Raw genomic sequence first — 17,792 nt, forward strand, 5'->3', positions numbered from 1 at the left:
AGAGGAGGGCCATGACCGTCACGAGTGCCGGGCAGTTGCCGGACACCATGCACGACGTGATCGTCGTCGGCGCCGGCGTCGTGGGCTCGGCCATCGCTCGCGAACTCGCCCGCCATCGTCTCCGTACCGCCCTGGTCGACGCGAGCGACGACGTCGGCAACGGCACCTCCAAGGCCAACACGGCGATCCTGCACACGGGTTTCGACGCCGTGCCCGGCTCGCTCGAGTCCCGCCTCGTACGCGACGGCCGGCGGCGACTCGCCGCCTACGCCGCCGAGAGCGGCATCCCCCTCGAACCGCTCGGCGCGCTCCTCGTCGCCTGGGACGAGGAGCAGCTCGCGGCGCTCCCCGCCCTCGCCGCCAAGGCAGAGCGCAACGGTTACCACGACGCCCGGCTGATCGGCGCGGACGAGGTACGGCGGCGCGAGCCGCATCTGGGGCCCGGCGCACTCGGCGCGCTCGACGTCCCCGGCGAGAGCATCGTCTGCCCCTGGACGACGACCCTCGCGTATGCGACCCAGGCCGTGCGCGGCGGCGTCGACCTGCATCTGAACTGCCGGGTGCAAGACGTCAGCAGCGGCGCCCACCATGAACTGGTCACCGAGCGCGGTCTGTTGCGCACCCGGTATCTCGTCAACGCCGCCGGTCTGTACGCCGACGAACTCGACCGCCGGCTCGGCCACGGCGACTTCACCGTCACCCCACGCCGCGGCCAGCTGATCGTCTTCGACAAGCTCGCCCGCGGCCTGGTCCACCACATCCTGCTCCCGGTGCCGACCGCGCTCGGCAAGGGCGTACTGGTGTCACCGACGGTGTACGGCAATGTGATGCTCGGCCCGACCGCCGAGGACCTCGACGACAAACAAGCAACCGGATCGACGGCCGAGGGGCTCGACTTCCTGCTGAAGAAGGGCCGACGGATCATGCCCGAACTGCTCGAGGAGGAGGTCACCGCCGTCTACGCGGGCCTGCGACCGGCCACCGAGCACGAGGACTACCGCATCCGGGCGCACGCACGGCAGCGGTACATCGCCGTCGGCGGCATCCGCTCCACCGGCCTGACCGCCGCCATGGCCATCGCCTCCCATGTCACCGACCTGCTCGCCGATGCCGGACTCGACCTGGGGCCCGCCCGCGAACTGGAGCCCGTGCGCATGCCGAACATCGGCGAGGCGTTCCCCCGTCCCTACCAGCGTGCCGATCTCATCGCCGCCGACCCCGAGTACGGCACGCTCGTCTGCCACTGCGAACGCGTCTCCCGCGGTGAGATTCGCGACGCGCTGGACAGCACGGTCCCGCCGGGCTCCCTCGACGGACTGCGGCGCCGCACCAGGGCGCGCGGCGGCCGCTGCCAGGGCTTCTACTGCGGTCCCACGGTGCGGGCGCTGTTCGAGGAGCGACGATGAACCGGGTGACGCGAGCCGTCGACGTCCTGGTCGTGGGCGCCGGGCCGGCCGGACTCGCCGCCGCCGCGAAGCTCGCCGCGGCGGGCGCGGGCCCGGTCGAGATCCTGGAGCGGGAGCAAGAGGCGGGCGGCATCCCGCGGCACAGCTGCCACGGCCGCTTCGGTGGCTTCACCGGCTTCGGGCCGCGCGACCTCCGGCGTCCGATGAGCGGTCCGCAGTACGCCCGCCACCTCGTCGACGAGGCCGTGCGCGCCGGAGCGCGCCTGCGCACCGGCGTCACCGTCACCGGCTGGGCGGGCCCCCGCACCCTGGACACCACCGGCCCGGACGGCCTGGAGCGCATTGGCGCACGGGCCGTCGTCCTCGCCACCGGGGCGCGCGAACGCCCGCGCAGTGCCCGTCTTGTGCCGGGCACCCGACCGCAGGGCGTACTCACCACGGGCGAGCTGCAGCAGGCCGCCCATCTGTACGGACAGCCGGTCGGCAGCCGCGCCGTCGTCGTCGGCGCGGAACCCGTCGCGTACTCGGCGGCGCGGACCCTTATGGCGGCCGGCGCCGTCGTCGTCGCGATGGTCACCGACCAGCCGCGCACTCCTTTGGTGTCATTGCGGCACCGGGTCCCGCTGCTCACCGAGGCGACGGTGACAGAGCTGTTCGGCCGCGGCCGGCTGACCGGCGTCGGGCTGCGGCACCGGGACGGCAGAACCACCACACTCCGCTGCGACACGATCGTCTTCACCGGCGACTGGATCCCCGAGCATGAGCTCGCCCGGCGCGGCGGTATCCCGCTCGACCCCGGCACCCGCGGACCCGCGGTGGACACCGCGTTGCGCACGGCCGAGCCCGGGGTCTTCGCCGCGGGCAATCTGCTGCACGGCGTGGAGCCGGCCGGGACCGCCGCAGCAGAGGGCCGGCACGCGGCGGAACAGGTGCTGCGCCATCTCGCAGGCGAACCGTGGCCGGCTCGCGCGCTGACCGTGCGGGTCGAAGACCCGCTGCGCTGGGCGGCGCCGAACCGCATCGACCCCGCCGGGCCCCCGCCGATGCGGGGCCGGTTCGCGCTGCGTACGACCCGGCCGCTCGCCCTGCCCGTGCTCGTCGTCAGTCAGGACGGCCGGGTGCTGCACCGGCGGCGCCTGCCGCGTACGGCCGTACCGGGCCGGTCGCTGTACCTGAGCGCGGACTGGATGAGCCGTACGTCCGCGCACGGCGGCCCGCTGGTCATCACCGCCCATCACTACTCGGCCAGGTCCTCCATCTCGGGATCCACAAGCCCCGCTGCCTTGAGTACCCGAGCGACAAATACGGCCTTGCCGTTCGTATAGGCATTGCGATTGGTGGGGTTCTCCCGCGCGAGGCGCGCCTTGAGCTGTTCGTACTCCTTGGCCAGTGCAGTGTCCTGTCGCAGGGCGTCCCGGAAGGTGAGCAGGGCCTGCGCCCGCGGGTGGCCGTGCTCGACGACGTGCAGATGATGAGTCCGCTCTTCCGGACGGGGACGCAGAAACCACAGTCGGCTGTCCCCTCTCGGGTCATCGGGCCAGTACAGCCAGCCGTCCGCCGACAGTGCTGTCACCATCGCCTCTCGCTCGGCCAGCGAGCCGACCGGGGCGAGCACATCCACGATGGGTTTGGCCCGCAATCCGGGGACAGCGGTCGATCCAATGTGCTCGACCGGAGCAGCCAGCCACCTCGCCAGCACCTCGGACACCCGGTCACGCTGCTCGACGAACCGCGCCGACCACTGCGGATCGTGATCGTCGAGCTCAACTGCCATGTCTGCCACGCCACGACAGTAACCGCACGCCGGACACCGCCCGATGCTGGACCGGCAGTCCATCGCCGCCGGCCGAACGTCGTGTCCGATTTCCGCCAGCCCCGGGCTCGGGAGGTGCCGATACTGGCCGTATGACGATCGAGGACAGCAGGTACGAGGCGGTGAGCAGCAGGGACGCGCGGTTCGACGGCGTGTTCTTCTTCGCCGTCTCCACCACCGGGATCTACTGCCGGCCCAGTTGCCCCGCGATCACCCCCAAGCGGCAGAACGTGACGTTCTACCGGACCGCCGCGGCCGCCCAGGGCGCGGGCTTCCGGGCCTGCCGCCGCTGCCGCCCTGATGCCGTGCCGGGTTCCGCCGAGTGGAACGCCCGCGCCGATGTGGTGGGCCGTGCCATGCGGCTGATCGGCGACGGGATCGTGGACCGTGAGGGTGTCGCGGGCCTCGCCGGCAGACTGGGCTACAGCGCCCGCCAGGTGCAGCGGCAGCTGAACGCCGAACTCGGCGCGGGCCCCATCGCCCTGGCCCGGGCCCAGCGCGGCCACACCGCGCGCGTACTGCTGCAGACAACCACCCTGCAGGTGGCGGAGATCGCGTTCGCGGCGGGGTTCGCGAGCGTACGGCAGTTCAACGACACGATCCGCGAGATCTACGCGGCCACCCCCAGCGAACTCCGCTCCGCGCCTCCCGGACGCGGCTCGCGCTTCGGCTCCGTCGGCTCGGCGGGCGTCGCAGCGGGGGTCCCGCTGCGGCTGGCCTATCGCGGCCCGTACGCGTCCGCCGAGGTCTTCGACTACCTCGCGGCTCGCGCCATCACCGGCATCGAGGAGGTCGTGGGCGAGCGCGGCTCCCGTGTCTACCGGCGTACGCTCCGGCTGCCGGGCGGTCCCGGTGTCGCCGAGGTCGACGAACAGCCGGGCACGGGTGGCTGGTTGGAGTGCCGGCTGCACCTGGTCCGCCTGCGCGATCTGACCACGGCCACCCAGCGGATGCGCCGCCTCTTCGACTTGGACGCCGACCCGCGCGCGGTCGCCGAACGCCTCGGCACGGACCCGGTACTGGCCCCCTTGGTCGCGGCCCGCCCGGGCCTGCGCGCCCCGGGCACGGCCGAGCCGCACGAGCTCGCGGTGCGGGCCGTTCTGGGCCGGCGGGAGCTCGGCGCCGCGCTGGTCGCGGCGTACGGGGAGCGGCTGGCCGAGCCGAGCGGCGGGCTTACGCATCTGTTCCCGCAGGCGGCCGACCTGGCGGAGGCCTCATTGGAAGAACTCGGCATGCCCGACGCGCGGCGCGAGACGCTGCACATGCTGACGACCGCGCTCGCCGACGGCTCGGTGGTTCTCGACCCGGGCGCGGACCGGGACGAGACGGAACGGCAGTTGCTGGCCCTGCCCGGCATCGGCCGCCGGACGGCGGGCTACATCCGGATGCGCGGTCTCGGCGACCCGGATGTGCCGCTGCGGCAGGACGTGGCAGTGCAGGACGCGCGGGCGTGGCGGCCGTGGAGCTCGTACGCGATGCACCACTTGTGGAACGCGTCGTGACGCGAGGGCTCTTTGCCCACCGAGCCCCCTAACTCACCCACATGCGGGAGATCCGCCCGAAAGCCCCGCCAGGGGCTTCGGCCGAATCGCGGGCGAGTCTTCAGCAGGCTGACGGGTCCTCAGGCGATGGACGCCGAGACGATGGCCGACACCGCGAGATTGCAGGACGCGGTCACCCACACCGCCGGGTGCGGCTCCGCCTCGACCAGCGTCGCCCCAAGCCTGCCCGGCGTCACCAGGTCCACCACCAGGAACGCCACCGCCATCATCACCAGACCCAGCAGACCGAACGCGGCGGTGGAGGCGAGACCCTTGCCGAAGTCGTCGTACGTCGTCCAGATCGACGTGAACACGATGCCGCCGATCCCCAGCAGCGCCGAGCTGAGCAGCAGCGCGGCGTTGCGGTTGCGGTCCTCCCATATCTGCTTGCCGAGCTTGCCGGGTGTCAGCAGGTCGATCAGGACGATGCCGAGGATCAGGAGGACCACACCGAGGGCGCCGTACACGCTCGCGCGGCCAAGTCCGTTGACGATGTCGCTCATTGGGGGGCTGGTCTCCGTGTCTGAAAGCTGCTGGTCAAGGGCGCGCAAATCTACCGCACGGTTCCGGCCAGTGGATCAGGCGTCCCCCGTAACCCGTACGGAGCACCAGCGCGGGGGATGACGGCCCGGTGCCGGTGAGAGTGGATCTCGTAAGCCCGCAAACCTGCCCACCCACCACGTGCGCACCCGGAGAAGCCCATGCCCAGCCTGAATCGACGTGACCTCGGCCTGCTCGTGCTGCGCGTCGGCACCGGAGCGGTCCTGGCGGCGCACGGTACGCAGAAACTGTTCGGGTGGTTCGGAGGCCCCGGTCTCGAAGGGACGGCACAGGGCATGGAAGCCATGGGCTTTCACCCGGGCCGCGAGAGCGCCGTCGCCGCGGGGCTCGGCGAGGCAGGCGGCGGGGCGCTGCTCGCGCTGGGCCTGGCCACTCCGGCGGCCGGCGCGGCGGCCGCGGGCGCCATGGCGGGGGCGGTGTCGGTTCATCTGCCCGCCGGATTCTTCAACCGGGCGGGAGGCTTCGAGTACCCGGCGTTCCTCGGTTTCACCTCGGCCGCCATCGGAGTCGCGGGGGCCGGCCGCTACTCCCTCGACCATGCGACAGACCACCGCTTCGACCAGCCGTGGGTGGTGGCCGTGGCCTTCCTCGGCAGTGCGCTCGCCGCGGCCGCGGTGCTCGGCAGGCGGGCGAAGGCACAGTCCGGCGAGCAGCCCCAGGACACCGCGGAGGCGTAACCCGTACTCTTGCAGGCGTCGGCGCGTACCCCGCACGGGGGCGCGACCCTTTTGTCCCGCAGGAGTGTGACGACGTGCACCGCACCATGTTCAAGTCCAAGATCCACCGGGCCACCGTGACCCAGGCCGACCTGCACTACGTCGGATCCGTCACCGTCGACGCCGCGCTGATGGAGGCCGCCGATCTGCTTCCCGGCGAACTCGTCCACATCGTCGACATCACCAACGGCGCCCGGCTGGAAACGTACGTCATCGAGGGCGAGCGCGGCTCCGGCGTTATCGGCATCAACGGCGCGGCCGCCCATCTGGTGCACCCCGGCGATCTGGTGATCCTGATCAGCTATGCCCAGGTCGACGACGCGGAGGCGCGCACACTGGTGCCCAGCGTCGTCCATGTCGACGCTCAGAACCGCATCGTCGCGCTCGGATCGGACGCCTCCGAACCCGTGCCCGGCAGCGATACGGAACGCAGCCCGCACGCCGCCGTCTGACCGGTCCGGCCCGACCGCCCGAACGTCCGATCGTTCGAAGGAGACAGCCGCCATGGCAGCACCCGACATCCGCGACAACCGGCAGAAGGGGATACTCCAGGCGTACGAGGACGGCCGGCCGGCCGGCCAGATCGTGTACTTCACCCTCGACGCGACTCCGGCCGCCCTGGTGGCCGTGCACACCGTGGTGGAGCCGGAGTACGAGGGCAAGGGCATCGCGGGCGCGCTGGTGCGGGAGTTCTACGCGATGGCGGCACGTGAGGGCGTCCCCGTCGTGCCGCTGTGTCCGTACGCGGCCAAGTGGGCCCAGCGGCATCCCTACGACGCTCCTGAGCCACCGGCCGAGCTGGTCGCGGCGGCGGAGGCACAGCTGAAGGCGAACCCGCGGCTCTGGTGATCGCAGCCCGGCTGCCAAACCACGTCGCCGACCGGCCGGAGCGGGCCTAGCCTTCCGGTCATGCTGGCGCTGCTGCACACCTCATCCGTCCACATCCCCGTTTTCGAGGCCCTGCGGGATCAGGACCACCCAGGTCTTGAGCTGCGCCACCTCGTTCACGAGGAGTTGCTCATCCGAGCCGGCGAAGAGGGCCCGGCCGCGGTCGCGACCGCCGTCGCGACGGTGCTGACCAGTGCCGTCGCCACGGGTGCGAGCGCCGTCCTGTGCACCTGCTCCACGATCGGCGGCGTCGCCGAGGCCTGCGCCGACGGCCTGGGCGTGCCGGTGCTGCGGGTCGACCGGCCGATGGCCGCCGCGGCCGCCGTGGCGGACCGGATCGTGGTGGTGGCGACCGTGCGCAGCACGTTGGAGCCGACCGCCGCGCTGATCCGCGAGGAAGCAGCGGGCCGTGCCGTCGAACTGCGCACCCTGCTCGTCGAGGACGCCTGGGAGCGCTTCGAGGCGGGGGACCGCGACGGCTATCTGGACGCGGTCACCGCCGCGGTCGACGCAGTTCGCGACGCGGATGTCATCGTGCTGGCGCAGGCGTCGACTGCGGATGCGGCAGACGGTGCGAGAACGCCTGTCCCGGTCCTCTCCAGTCCCAGGGCCGGGCTGCGAGCCGCCGCTCGGGCCGTTGAGTCCCGATCATGACGCGCTGAGCCCGGATCATGACGCGTGGACCCCGGCGCGCGGGGGCACCCGCAGGGCGAGACATTGGGAAAGCACGACTCCGAACCTCTGGAGGCCAGGCATGACCCATCCGCCCGTACCGCCTTCGCCGATCCCGACGCCGGGACCGCCCGGACCCGATCCGGGGCCGCTGCCCGGACCGGTACCCACTCCGTCGCCCCCGCCGGGACCCGCGCCCGACCCCATTCCGAGGCCGCCGGGCCCCGACCCCGTACCGGAGCCGGAGCCCCAGCCGGGGCCGGCGGGCTGACCGGCAAGGCCATGATCAGTCGGTGCCGACCTCCGAGCGGTCGCCGCCCCAGAGGGTGTGGAACGAACCCTCACGGTCGGTCCGCCGGTAGGTGTGGGCGCCGAAGAAGTCGCGCTGCCCCTGGGTGAGCGCCGCGGGCAGCCGCTCGGCGCGCAGGGCGTCGTAGTACGCGAGGGCCGCCGAGAAGCCCGGCGTCGGGACGCCTTGCCGGGCGGCTGTCGCGATCACCTCGCGCCAGTCGTCCTGTGCCGCGCCGATCTCCTCCGCGAACTGCTTGTCGGACAGCAGGCTCGGCAGGTCGCGCTGCGCGTCGTACGCGCCGCGGATGCGGTCCAGGAACGCCGCCCTGATGATGCAGCCCGCTCGCCAGATCGCGGCCACCGAGCCGAGGTCGATGCCCCAGTCGTAGGCGTCGCTGCCCGCCTGGATCTGGTGGAAGCCCTGCGTGTACGAAACGATCTTGGACGCGTACAGCGCCTGCTCGACCCGGTCGGCGAAGAGCCCGGCCTCGGCCTCGCCCAACGGCTGCGCCGTCGGACCGGGCAGCGCGCGGGAGGCCTCCCGCAACTCGGCATGGCCCGACAGCGAGCGGGCGAAGACCGCCTCAGCGATGCCGGAGACCGGCACGCCCAGATCGAGGGCGATCTGCACGGTCCAGCGGCCCGTGCCCTTCTGCTCGGCCTGGTCCTCGACAATGTCGACATAGGGCTTACCGGTCGCCGCGTCCGTGTGGGCCAGGACCTCCGCCGTGATCTCGATCAGATACGAGTCGAGACGCCCGGTGTTCCAGGTGCGGAAGGTCTCCGCGATCTGGGCCGGGGAGTAACCGGCCACCGCGCGGAGAAGGTGGTACGCCTCGGCGATCAGCTGCATGTCGGCGTACTCGATGCCGTTGTGCACCATCTTCACAAAGTGGCCGGCGCCGTCCGGGCCGATGTGTGCGACGGTGGGCGTGCCGTCGGGAGCCTTGGCGGCGATCTTCTCCAGCAGCGGCGCGAGCGAGGCGTACGACTCGGCCGAGCCGCCCGGCATGATGCTCGGCCCGTGCAGCGCGCCCTCCTCGCCGCCCGAGATGCCCGCGCCCACAAAGTGGATGCCGCGCTCCCGCAGCTCCTTCTCACGGCGCCGGGTGTCGGCGAAGTGGGCGTTGCCGCCGTCGATGATGACGTCGCCCTCCTCCAGCAGCGGTGCGAACTCCTGGATCACGGCGTCGGTCGGATCGCCCGCCTTGACCATGATGATCAGGCGGCGCGGGCGCTCCAGGGCCGCGACGAACTCCTCGGCCGACTCGGCGGGCACGAACGTGCCCTCGTGACCGAACTCCTCGACCAGCGCCCGCGTCCGCGCGGCCGTGCGGTTGTGCACGGCGACCGGGAAGCCGTTGCGGGCGAAGTTACGGGCGAGATTGCGGCCCATCACCGCGAGTCCCGTGACACCGATCTGGGCTGTTCCACTCATACGTGTGCTCCTGGAGTCCGTCGGAAAATCCATCTCCGCCCCCACGCATACGTACGGGCGGAGCCAGCCATTCATTGATCCTCAAGCCCTCCGGATTGTTCCGCATTCCGGTCGGCCACGGGTCGGCACTCCGGTCGGCGACGGGTCGGCGAAGGGTCGGTATTCCGGGTCGGCCACAGTCTCCGCTGCTCAAGTGTCCGCCCGCGGGCACGGTTCGGACGCGGGCCGGGTGCGAAGCGGGCAGTGTCGCCCGCCGCGGTTCCGGCCCGATGGCGCCCGACCAGCGGCGACGGCCGTGGTGAAACGGGCAGATACGGGCACAGCAGATCTTGCGAAGAGCCTGGTCGAGCGGGGTTGACTGCTTGTACAAACGACGCATGGGCCCGAACGGACGCCGGTCCCGCAGCACCAGCAGAAGCAGGGAAGTGTGTCGTGGACACCGAGGAACGCCGACGGGGAATTCTCGAGACGGCCCGGCGGGACGGGTCGGTCGACGTCAACCGGCTGGCCGGCCAGTTCCGGGTGGCAAAGGAAACCATCAGGCGGGATCTGCACGCCCTGGAGGAGCACGGCCTGGTGCGGCGTACGCACGGCGGGGCCTATCCCGTCGAGTCCGCCGGATTCGAGACCACGCTCGCGGTGCGGACCACCCGTCATGTGCCGCAGAAGTCGCGGATCGCCACGGCCGCCGCCGATCTGCTCGGCGACGCGGAGACCGTCTTCGTCGACGAGGGCTTCACCCCGCAGCTCGTCGCCGAGGCGCTGCCGCGGGACCGGCCGCTGACCGTGGTCACCGCCTCTCTCGCGGTGGCGACCGTTCTCGCGGACGCGGAGAAGACCGCTGTACTGCTCCTCGGCGGCCGCGTCCGCGGCGGAACCATGGCCGTGGTCGACCACTGGGCCACCCGGATGCTCTCCGACTTCGTCATCGATCTGGCGTACGTCGGCGCGAACGGCATCTCACGCGAGTACGGCCTGACCACACCCGACCCGGCGGTCAGTGAGGTCAAGGCACAGGCCATGCGCAGCGCACGCCGCCGGATCTTCGCCGGAATCCATACCAAGTTCGGCGCGGTGAGCTTCTGCCGCTTCGCCGGCGTGGACGACTTCGAGACCATCGTCACCGACACCGGCCTGCCCTCGGCGGAGGCGCATCGCTACTCCCTCCTCGGACCGCAGGTCATCCGCGTCTGAACACGCTGACGCCGCACAACTGCCTTACCCCATAAGTTCTTTGATCCCCGGCCGCCCGGCCGAGGGCAAAGCCGTCATGTCCTGAACCACCGATTACCGAGCCGTTACGACCGATCAGGAGAAATCATGGCCCTCCAGCGACGACGTGGAATCCGCCTGAGTGCGGGGGCGGGCACGGCCGCCATGGCCCTGCTCGCGGGGTGCAGCGGAGCAGGCGCCTCCTCCTCCTCAGAGGCGGAGTCGGTGAACGTACTCATGGTGAACAACCCGCAGATGGTCGAGCTGCAGAAGCTGACCGCGGAGAACTTCACCAAGGAGACCGGCATCAAGGTCAACTTCACCGTGCTCCCGGAGAACGACGTCCGCGACAAGATCAGTCAGGACTTCTCCAACCAGGCCGGCCAGTACGACGTGGCCACCATCAGCAACTTCGAGGTGCCCTTCTACGCCAAGAACGGCTGGCTGCACGAGCTCGACCAGTATGCGGAGAAGGACACCGCCTTCGACCAGAAGGACATCCTGGGGCCGCTGAGGGAATCGCTCACCGCGAAGGACGGAAAGCTCTACGCCGAGCCCTTCTACGGCGAGTCGTCCTTCCTCATGTACCGCAAGGACGTCTTCGCCAAGAAGGGGCTGACGATGCCGGCGCAGCCCACCTGGCAGCAGGTGGCCGATCTCGCGGCCAAGGCGGACGGCGCCGAGAGCGGGATGAAGGGCATCTGTCTGCGCGGACTCCCCGGCTGGGGCGAGGTCATCGCCCCGCTCACCACCGTCGTCAACACCATGGGCGGCACCTGGTTCACCCAGGACTGGCAGGCGCAGCTCACCTCCCCGGAGTTCAAGAAGGCCACCCAGTTCTATGTCGACCTGGTGCGGGGGCACGGTGAGGCGGGCGCGGCCCAGTCCGGGTACGCCGAGTGCCTCAACAACATGACCCAGGGCAAGACGGCGATGTGGTACGACGCCACCGCCGGAGCCGGCTCGCTGGAGGCCGCCGGATCCCCGGTGAAGGGCAAGATCGGATACGTACCGGCTCCGGTGGAGAAGACCAAGAGCTCCGGCTGGCTCTACACCTGGGCCTGGGGCATGCAGAAGGCGTCCAAGAAGTCCGACAGCGCCTGGAAGTTCATCTCCTGGGCGTCCAGCAAGAAGTACGAGGCACTGGTCGGCCAGAAGAGCGGCTGGGCCAATGTGCCCGCGGGCAAGCGGGCCTCCACCTACGCCAACCCGGAGTACCGCAAGGCCGCAGGTGCCTTCGCGGACATCACCGAGAAGGCCATCGCCGGTGCCAACCCGCAGAACCCCGGCACCCAGCCGCGCCCCGCGGCCGGGATCCAGTTCGTCGGCATCCCCGAGTTCACCGACCTCGGCACCAAGGTCTCGCAGGAGATCAGCGCGGCCATCGCCGGCCGCCAGTCCGTCGACCAGGCCCTGGCGGCCTCCCAGAAGCTGGCCGAGAAGGTCGGCAAGGAGCAGCAGTGAGTGCCTCCGTCACCACACAACAGCTGAACCCGCAGGTCCGGTCGGAGCGGGCGCGGCAGTCGAAGAAACGGAAGGGGGGCGTACGGGCCTGGGCCACCCGGGCCCCGCTCCTGCCGGCCCTCGTCTTCCTGATCGCGGTCACCCAACTGCCGTTCGTGGCAACGCTGGTGATCTCGCTCTTCGACTGGAACTCCCTCAACCCCGACGCGCGCAGCTTCGCCGGACTGGCCAACTACAGCACCGTGGTCACCGACCCGGAGCTGCGCGACTCGGTCCTCACCACCGTCCTGCTCACCGCGAGCGTCGTCTGCGCCACCGTGCTGCTCGGGCTGCTGCTCGCGCTGCTCCTCGACCGCACCTTCTTCGGCCGCGGCATGGTGCGCACCCTGCTGATCACGCCCTTCCTGATCGTCCCGGTCTCCGCGGCGCTGCTGTGGAAGCACGCGCTCTACAACCCGGAGTACGGACTGCTCAACGGGGCCTGGACCTGGGTCGCCGGACTCTTCGGCGAGGACACCCCCGCCCAGCCGGACTGGATATCCGGCATGCCGCTCATCGCCGTCGAAGCCGCGCTCGTCTGGCAGTGGACACCGTTCATGATGCTGATCCTGCTCGCGGGGCTGCAGAGCAGGCCCGCCGACATGATGGAGGCCGCGCGCCTCGACGGAGCGAGCGCCTGGCAGTCCTTCCGCTATCTCACGCTGCCGCATCTGCGCCGCTATCTCGAACTGGGCGTGCTGCTCGGCTCCGTGTACATCGTGCAGAACTTCGACGCGGTGTTCACGATCACCTCCGGGGGGCTCGGCACCGCCAACCTCCCGTACACGATCTACCAGACCTTCTACCAAGCCCACGAGTACGGACTGGCGTCCGCCGCGGGAGTCGTCGTCGTGATCGGCACGATGATCATCGCGACCTTCGCGCTCCGGGTGGTCTCGTCCCTCTTCCGTGAGGAGGCGAACCGCGCATGACCGCGACCACAGCCGCCCCGGCTCCTTCGGAACTGCCGCCGGAACTGCTGCCACCCGCCGCGCGCCGGGCCAGGCGCCGCTCCGCAGCGCTGGGCCTGCTCGCGTGGGTGGCGGGCATCGGGTTCTGTCTGCCCGCCGCATGGATGCTGCTGACCTCGCTGCACTCCGAGGCGGACGCGGCGACCAATCCACCCACCCTCGGCGCGCCGCTGACCCTCGCCGGCTATCGGGAGTTCTTCGGCGCGGGCGGCGGTCCGAGCCCCTGGCCTTCGCTGATCAACTCCCTGACCGCATCGGCGTTCTCCACACTGCTGGTGCTCGTCCTCGCCCTCCCGGCGGCGTACGCGCTCTCCATCCGGCGCGTACGCAAGTGGACGGACGTGATGTTCTTCTTCCTGTCCACCAAGATGCTCCCGGTCGTCGCGGGGCTGCTGCCCGTTTACCTCTTCGCGAAGAACGCCGGAATGCTGGACAACATCTGGCTTCTGGTCATCCTCTACACCTCGATGAATCTGCCGATCGCGGTGTGGATGATGCAGTCCTTCCTCGCGGACGTACCGGTCTCGATCATCGAAGCAGCGCAGGTCGACGGCGCCCGGCTGCCCACGGTCCTGGCCCGGGTGGTCGCGCCGGTGGCCGCCCCAGGGATCGCCGCCACGGCCCTGATCTGCTTCATCTTCAGCTGGAACGAGCTGCTCTTCGCCCGGGTACTCACCGGTGTGGTCGCCCAGACCGCGCCGGTCTATCTGACCGGATTCGTCACCAGCCAGGGCCTGTTCCTCGCCCAGCTGTGCGCCGCGTCCGTCGTTGTGTCCCTGCCGGTGCTCGCCGCCGGATACGCCGCCCAGGACAAGCTCGTCCAGGGCCTCTCCCTTGGAGCTGTTAAATGAGGGCAGCGATCGTCGAAGCCCCCGGCAAGGTCTCGGTCACGACGGTTCCCGACCCCACCCCGGGGCCCCGCGATGTCGTCGTCTCCGTGGCCTCGTGCGGTCTGTGCGGCACCGATCTGCACATTCTGCAGGGCGAGTTCGCACCCACGCTGCCGATCCTGCCCGGCCATGAGTTCGCCGGCGAAGTCGTGGGCGTCGGCAGTGACGTCACCGAACTGGCGGTCGGCGACAAGGTCGCGGTCGATCCGTCCCTGCACTGCCACGAATGCCGCTACTGCCGGGCAGGACGCGGCAACTTGTGCGACCGATGGGCCGCCATCGGCGTCACGGTGCCCGGCGGCGCGGCCGAGTTCGCCGTCGCGCCCGTCGCCAACTGCGTACGGCTGCCCGACCACATCGACGTCAGGGACGCGGCCCTGATCGAGCCGCTGTCGTGCGCGGTCCGCGGATACGACGTGCTGAACAGCAGCACCCTGGGCGCCAGTGTGCTGATCTACGGCTCGGGGACCATGGGCCTGATGATGCTGGAGCTCGCCAAGCGCACCGGCGCCGCGGGCGTGGACGTACTCGACATAAATCCCGACCGCCTGGCCACGGCCTCACTGCTCGGCTGCTCCCGCTCGGCAGCCACCGCTCAGGAGCTGGACCAGCCGGGCGGCTGGGATTTCGTCATCGACGCGACCGGCAACGCCGCCGCTATCCAGGACGGTCTCGGCCGGGTCGCCAAGGGCGGCACCTTCCTGCAGTTCGGGGTCGCCGACTATGCGACGACCGCGGTCATCGAGCCGTACCGGATCTACAACCAGGAGATCACCATCACCGGCTCCATGGCCGTGCTGCACAGCTATGAGCGGGCCACCGCGCTCTTCGCGAGCGGAGTGCTCGATCCGTCCGTCTTCATCAGCGACCGGCTGCCGCTGGAGCAGTACCCGCAGGCCATCGACCGGTTCAGGGCGGGACAGGGCCGCAAGATCGTGGTGGAGCCGTGAGCGGCGGGCCGGACGGAGTTCTGGTCCTGGGCGAGGCGCTCATCGATCTCGTCCCCGCACCCGGCGAACCGGGGATCCTGCGGGCGCAGCCCGGCGGCGCCCCCGCCAATGTCGCGGTCGGCCTGGCCCGCCTCGGCAGGCCCGTCGCGTTCGCCGGAGCCCTCGGCGGCGACGGTTTCGCGAGGGCCATCGAGCGGCGGCTGGGGGACGCGGGCGTGGACCTCAGCCTCTGCGCCCGCTCCGACCTCCCTACGGCCCTGGCGGTCGCCGACCCGGGGGAGAAGGGGACCGGCTACCACTTCCACCTCCAGGACACGGCGACGTTCCGACTGCCCGAGCGGACCGCGGCGGCAGGACGCTACGGCGCGGTCTACGTCGGAGGCCTGGCCGCGGTCGTCGAACCGGCGGCCGAGGCCGTCGCGCTGACCGCGCAGGCCGCCGCCCGGCACTCCCTGCTGGTGGTGGACCCCAATGTGCGTGAGGACCGCACGATCGAGGCCGGCCGCAGCCTCGGCCTGCTGCGTGAACTGTGCCACCTGGCGCATGTCTTCAAGGCGAGCAACGAGGACGTGCTGCGGCTGTGGCCGGACACGGACCCGGAGAAGACCTGCCGGGGAATGGCAGCGGGAGGCCGCCTGGTGGTGATGACGCGCGGTGCCGGGGGCGCCGTCGCGTACGCCCCGGACGGCCCGCCGGTATCCATCCCTGCCGTACCGGTCCAGGTGGTCAACACCATTGGCGCCGGGGACGCCTTCATGGCGGGCGCCCTCGCCTGGCTGGGCACGTCGGGCGGCTGGGATCGCGGGCTGAGCCCGGACCGTGCGGCGAGCATGCTGGAGTTCGCGGCACAGGTGGCGGCATCGGTCGTCACCCAGACGGGGACCGAACCGACGGCACCGGCCCACGCGTGACCGCTCGCCTCGCCGCATCTCCCCCGGCGGGGCGAGCGTTGCGGGCCGGACGAGGTCCGTCTCCGACCTGGTTTCCTCCCGCGAAGCCAGAGGCGAGCGCACCGAATCGGCCATATCGAGACGATCGTGGTGGTTCCCCTGCGGGGTCGCGCCGCTCACGATGGAAGCGGGACGGCGGCCGCCCGGCGCCGGGGAAGCCGAAGCCGGGGCCGGCAGGGGAGGAATGCATGCTTGAGGTGTTTGTGCGGCGTCTCACCCGGTGGCAGGCCGAACAGCAGCGGGAGAGCGTGGCGGATGTGTACGTGGAGGCCTACCACGGCTTCTCCGGGGAGGAGTTCCACGACCGGCAGGAGTTCCTGCGGCGCTTCGCCGAGGATATGCAGGCCCCCGGCTTCGACATGGTGGTGACCGGCGCGGCGCGGCTCGCCGGGTGCGCGTACGGGTTCCGGCTCGACCGGGAGGGTGGCTGGTGGCAGGACTTCCGGGGAGAGCTGCCGCGTGAGATCGAGGAACTCACCGCCTCGGGGCAGGGCTGGGTCCTCGCCGAGCTGATGGTGGTTCCGGCGCAACGGCGCCGTGGTGTCGCCACCGCGCTTGTGCACCGGCTCCTCGAGCGCTCGGACACGGCGCTGCTGACAGTGCTCGTCGAGCCGGCGAACGTCCCGGCGCGCAGCGCTTTCCAGAGCTGGGGATGGACACGGATCGGCGCCGTCGGTGCCCACTCCGGCAGCGGTCCTGTGCTCGATGTGTGGAGTGCACCTGCCCACACTGACGGCGGTTCGTGACGGCGCGTGGTGGCCGCGTCCCACGACGTCGGCGCCGGGCTGCACCGCCGGTGATGTGACGTGAACCACTCGCGCCGCTGCCGGGGCCACTTGCCTCCTGGCAGGGGAGCACCTAACCTCACGAGGCACGTACCGACCGGTAGGTACGTCGCAGCCGCCCTGGCATCCGGCAGCGACCTCGTGCCGCGTACCGGGATTCGCCCACCACAGCCGAGGAGCCGCGGAGATGAGCCGCATCAACCGTCAACTGCGCCTGGCCGCACGCCCCGTGGGGCAGCCCCGCCCGACCGACTGGGAGCAGATCGAGGAGCCGGTCGGCGAGCCGGGCGACGGCGAGCTGCTGGTGCAGGTGCTCTATCTGTCGATCGACCCGGCGATGCGCGGCTGGATGAACGCGGCCAAGTCATACATCCGGCCGGTCGAGATCGGCGAGGTGATGCGGGCCGGCGCGGTGGGCCGGGTCATCGCCTCCCGGCACCCCGGCTTCGCGGTGGGGGACCACGTGTCGGGCTCGTTCGGTGTCCAGGAGTACTGCGTGTCCGACGGGCGCGGTGTCACGAAGGCCGACCCGGCGCTGGCGCCGCTGCCCGTGTATCTCGGCACTCTCGGCATGTCCGGCATGACGGCCTATTTCGGTCTGCTCGACATCGGACGCCCGAAACCGGGGCAGACCGTCGTGGTCTCCGGAGCGGCCGGAGCGGTCGGCAGCGTGGTCGGCCAGATCGCAAAGATCCTGGGCTGCCGCGTCATCGGCATCGCCGGCGGAGAGCGCAAATGCCGTTCGGTGGTCGAGGACTTCGGGTTCGACGCCGCGATCGACTACCAGACCGAGGACGTACGGAAGGCTCTGCGCACGCACGCCCCCGACGGCGTGGACGTCTACTTCGACAACGTCGGCGGTGACATCCTGGACGCGGTGCTGACCAGGCTGGCGCGCGGCGCCCGGATCGTCATCTGCGGCGCGATCTCCCAGTACAACAACACTGAGCCGGTCAAGGGGCCGAGCAACTACATGTCGCTGCTCGTCAACCGCGCCTCCATGACCGGAATGGTGGTCTTCGACTACGCCGACCGGTACGCCGAGGCCGCGACGAAGCTGGCCGAGTGGCTGGCGGCGGGCCGGCTGCGGTCCATGGAGGACGTGGTTTCCGGCGGAGTCGAGGCATTCCCCGAGACCCTGCTGCGGCTGTTCCGTGGTGAGAACCTCGGCAAGCTCGTGCTCAAGGTCGCGGACGAGTAGGGCA

The 17,792-nt window shown here is 70.9% G+C and carries 18 protein-coding genes; 15 read left to right on the forward strand and 3 right to left on the reverse strand.

The window, feature by feature from the left end:
- Positions 1–11: 11 nt before the first annotated feature.
- Together ACQEVG_RS33585 and ACQEVG_RS33590 are read left to right on the forward strand one after the other, a co-directional pair.
- Positions 12–1,406: an FAD-dependent oxidoreductase gene (locus ACQEVG_RS33585; protein ID WP_432990863.1), complete on the forward strand. Its 1,395-nt coding sequence runs from the start codon at positions 12–14 to the stop codon at positions 1,404–1,406.
- Complete coding sequence (locus ACQEVG_RS33590; protein ID WP_432990865.1) at positions 1,403–2,731, forward strand: NAD(P)/FAD-dependent oxidoreductase; 1,329 nt, start codon at positions 1,403–1,405, stop codon at positions 2,729–2,731. The genes ACQEVG_RS33585 and ACQEVG_RS33590 overlap by 4 nt, the downstream gene beginning before the upstream one ends.
- Here the strand turns inward: ACQEVG_RS33590 and ACQEVG_RS33595 are convergent.
- The gene (locus ACQEVG_RS33595; RefSeq protein WP_432993084.1) at positions 2,644–3,180 is read right to left on the reverse strand and encodes a GrpB family protein; all 537 of its coding nucleotides are present in this window, start codon (positions 3,178–3,180) and stop codon (positions 2,644–2,646) included. The genes ACQEVG_RS33590 and ACQEVG_RS33595 overlap by 88 nt on opposite strands.
- Positions 3,181–3,311: 131 nt before the next feature.
- Here ACQEVG_RS33595 and ACQEVG_RS33600 point away from each other — a divergent pair, with 131 nt between their 5' ends.
- The gene (locus tag ACQEVG_RS33600) at positions 3,312–4,721 is read left to right on the forward strand and encodes a DNA-3-methyladenine glycosylase 2 family protein (protein ID WP_432990867.1); all 1,410 of its coding nucleotides are present in this window, start codon (positions 3,312–3,314) and stop codon (positions 4,719–4,721) included.
- Between the two features lie 119 nt (positions 4,722–4,840).
- On the opposite strand, the gene ACQEVG_RS33605 is transcribed toward ACQEVG_RS33600, so the two are convergent.
- On the reverse strand, positions 4,841–5,263 hold the full coding sequence (locus tag ACQEVG_RS33605; protein ID WP_432990869.1) for a DUF350 domain-containing protein: 423 nt from the start codon (positions 5,261–5,263) through the stop codon (positions 4,841–4,843).
- Positions 5,264–5,461: 198 nt separating this feature from the next.
- Between ACQEVG_RS33605 and ACQEVG_RS33610 the strand changes: the two genes are divergently transcribed.
- The 4 genes from ACQEVG_RS33610 to ACQEVG_RS33625 all read left to right on the forward strand — a co-directional run bounded on the left by ACQEVG_RS33610 (position 5,462) and on the right by ACQEVG_RS33625 (position 7,579).
- On the forward strand, positions 5,462–5,998 hold the full coding sequence (locus ACQEVG_RS33610; protein ID WP_432990871.1) for a DoxX family protein: 537 nt from the start codon (positions 5,462–5,464) through the stop codon (positions 5,996–5,998).
- A gap of 74 nt (positions 5,999–6,072) precedes the next feature.
- Entirely contained in the window at positions 6,073–6,489 is a 417-nt protein-coding gene (gene panD / locus ACQEVG_RS33615; protein ID WP_432990873.1) for an aspartate 1-decarboxylase, read from the forward strand.
- Positions 6,490–6,541: 52 nt separating this feature from the next.
- Positions 6,542–6,886, forward strand: coding sequence for a GNAT family N-acetyltransferase (locus tag ACQEVG_RS33620; protein WP_432990875.1), 345 nt, complete (start codon positions 6,542–6,544; stop codon positions 6,884–6,886).
- Between the two features lie 60 nt (positions 6,887–6,946).
- Positions 6,947–7,579 (forward strand): aspartate/glutamate racemase family protein, encoded by a 633-nt coding sequence (locus tag ACQEVG_RS33625; protein WP_432990877.1) that lies wholly within the window; start codon positions 6,947–6,949, stop codon positions 7,577–7,579.
- Between the two features lie 304 nt (positions 7,580–7,883).
- On the opposite strand, the gene gndA is transcribed toward ACQEVG_RS33625, so the two are convergent.
- Positions 7,884–9,326 carry an NADP-dependent phosphogluconate dehydrogenase gene (gene gndA, locus ACQEVG_RS33630; protein WP_432990880.1) on the reverse strand — a complete coding sequence of 481 codons (1,443 nt, stop codon included), beginning with the start codon at positions 9,324–9,326 and terminating at the stop codon, positions 7,884–7,886.
- A 432-nt stretch (positions 9,327–9,758) separates the two neighbouring features.
- Between gndA and ACQEVG_RS33635 the strand changes: the two genes are divergently transcribed.
- The 8 genes from ACQEVG_RS33635 (at position 9,759) to ACQEVG_RS33670 (ending at position 17,788) form a co-directional block, all read left to right on the forward strand.
- The gene (locus tag ACQEVG_RS33635; RefSeq protein WP_432990884.1) at positions 9,759–10,520 is read left to right on the forward strand and encodes a DeoR/GlpR family DNA-binding transcription regulator; all 762 of its coding nucleotides are present in this window, start codon (positions 9,759–9,761) and stop codon (positions 10,518–10,520) included.
- 126 nt (positions 10,521–10,646) lie between these two features.
- Positions 10,647–12,002 (forward strand): ABC transporter substrate-binding protein, encoded by a 1,356-nt coding sequence (locus ACQEVG_RS33640; RefSeq protein ID WP_432990887.1) that lies wholly within the window; start codon positions 10,647–10,649, stop codon positions 12,000–12,002.
- Between the two features lie 23 nt (positions 12,003–12,025).
- Complete coding sequence (locus ACQEVG_RS33645; protein ID WP_432993087.1) at positions 12,026–12,973, forward strand: carbohydrate ABC transporter permease; 948 nt, start codon at positions 12,026–12,028, stop codon at positions 12,971–12,973.
- Positions 12,970–13,863: a carbohydrate ABC transporter permease gene (locus ACQEVG_RS33650; protein WP_432990890.1), complete on the forward strand. Its 894-nt coding sequence runs from the start codon at positions 12,970–12,972 to the stop codon at positions 13,861–13,863. The genes ACQEVG_RS33645 and ACQEVG_RS33650 overlap by 4 nt, the downstream gene beginning before the upstream one ends.
- Positions 13,860–14,852 carry a zinc-dependent alcohol dehydrogenase family protein gene (locus tag ACQEVG_RS33655; RefSeq protein ID WP_432990893.1) on the forward strand — a complete coding sequence of 331 codons (993 nt, stop codon included), beginning with the start codon at positions 13,860–13,862 and terminating at the stop codon, positions 14,850–14,852. The genes ACQEVG_RS33650 and ACQEVG_RS33655 overlap by 4 nt, the downstream gene beginning before the upstream one ends.
- On the forward strand, positions 14,849–15,763 hold the full coding sequence (locus tag ACQEVG_RS33660) for a PfkB family carbohydrate kinase (protein WP_432990895.1): 915 nt from the start codon (positions 14,849–14,851) through the stop codon (positions 15,761–15,763). The genes ACQEVG_RS33655 and ACQEVG_RS33660 overlap by 4 nt, the downstream gene beginning before the upstream one ends.
- 227 nt (positions 15,764–15,990) lie before the next feature.
- A complete protein-coding gene (locus ACQEVG_RS33665) occupies positions 15,991–16,548 on the forward strand; it encodes a GNAT family N-acetyltransferase (protein WP_432990898.1) in 558 nt (185 codons plus the stop codon).
- A gap of 226 nt (positions 16,549–16,774) precedes the next feature.
- Complete coding sequence (locus ACQEVG_RS33670) at positions 16,775–17,788, forward strand: NADP-dependent oxidoreductase (protein WP_432990901.1); 1,014 nt, start codon at positions 16,775–16,777, stop codon at positions 17,786–17,788.
- The last annotated feature ends 4 nt before the right edge of the window (positions 17,789–17,792 follow it).

Origin of the sequence: Streptomyces sp. CA-135486 (assembly GCF_050936555.1) — a bacterium.
GTDB lineage: Bacteria > Actinomycetota > Actinomycetes > Streptomycetales > Streptomycetaceae > Streptomyces.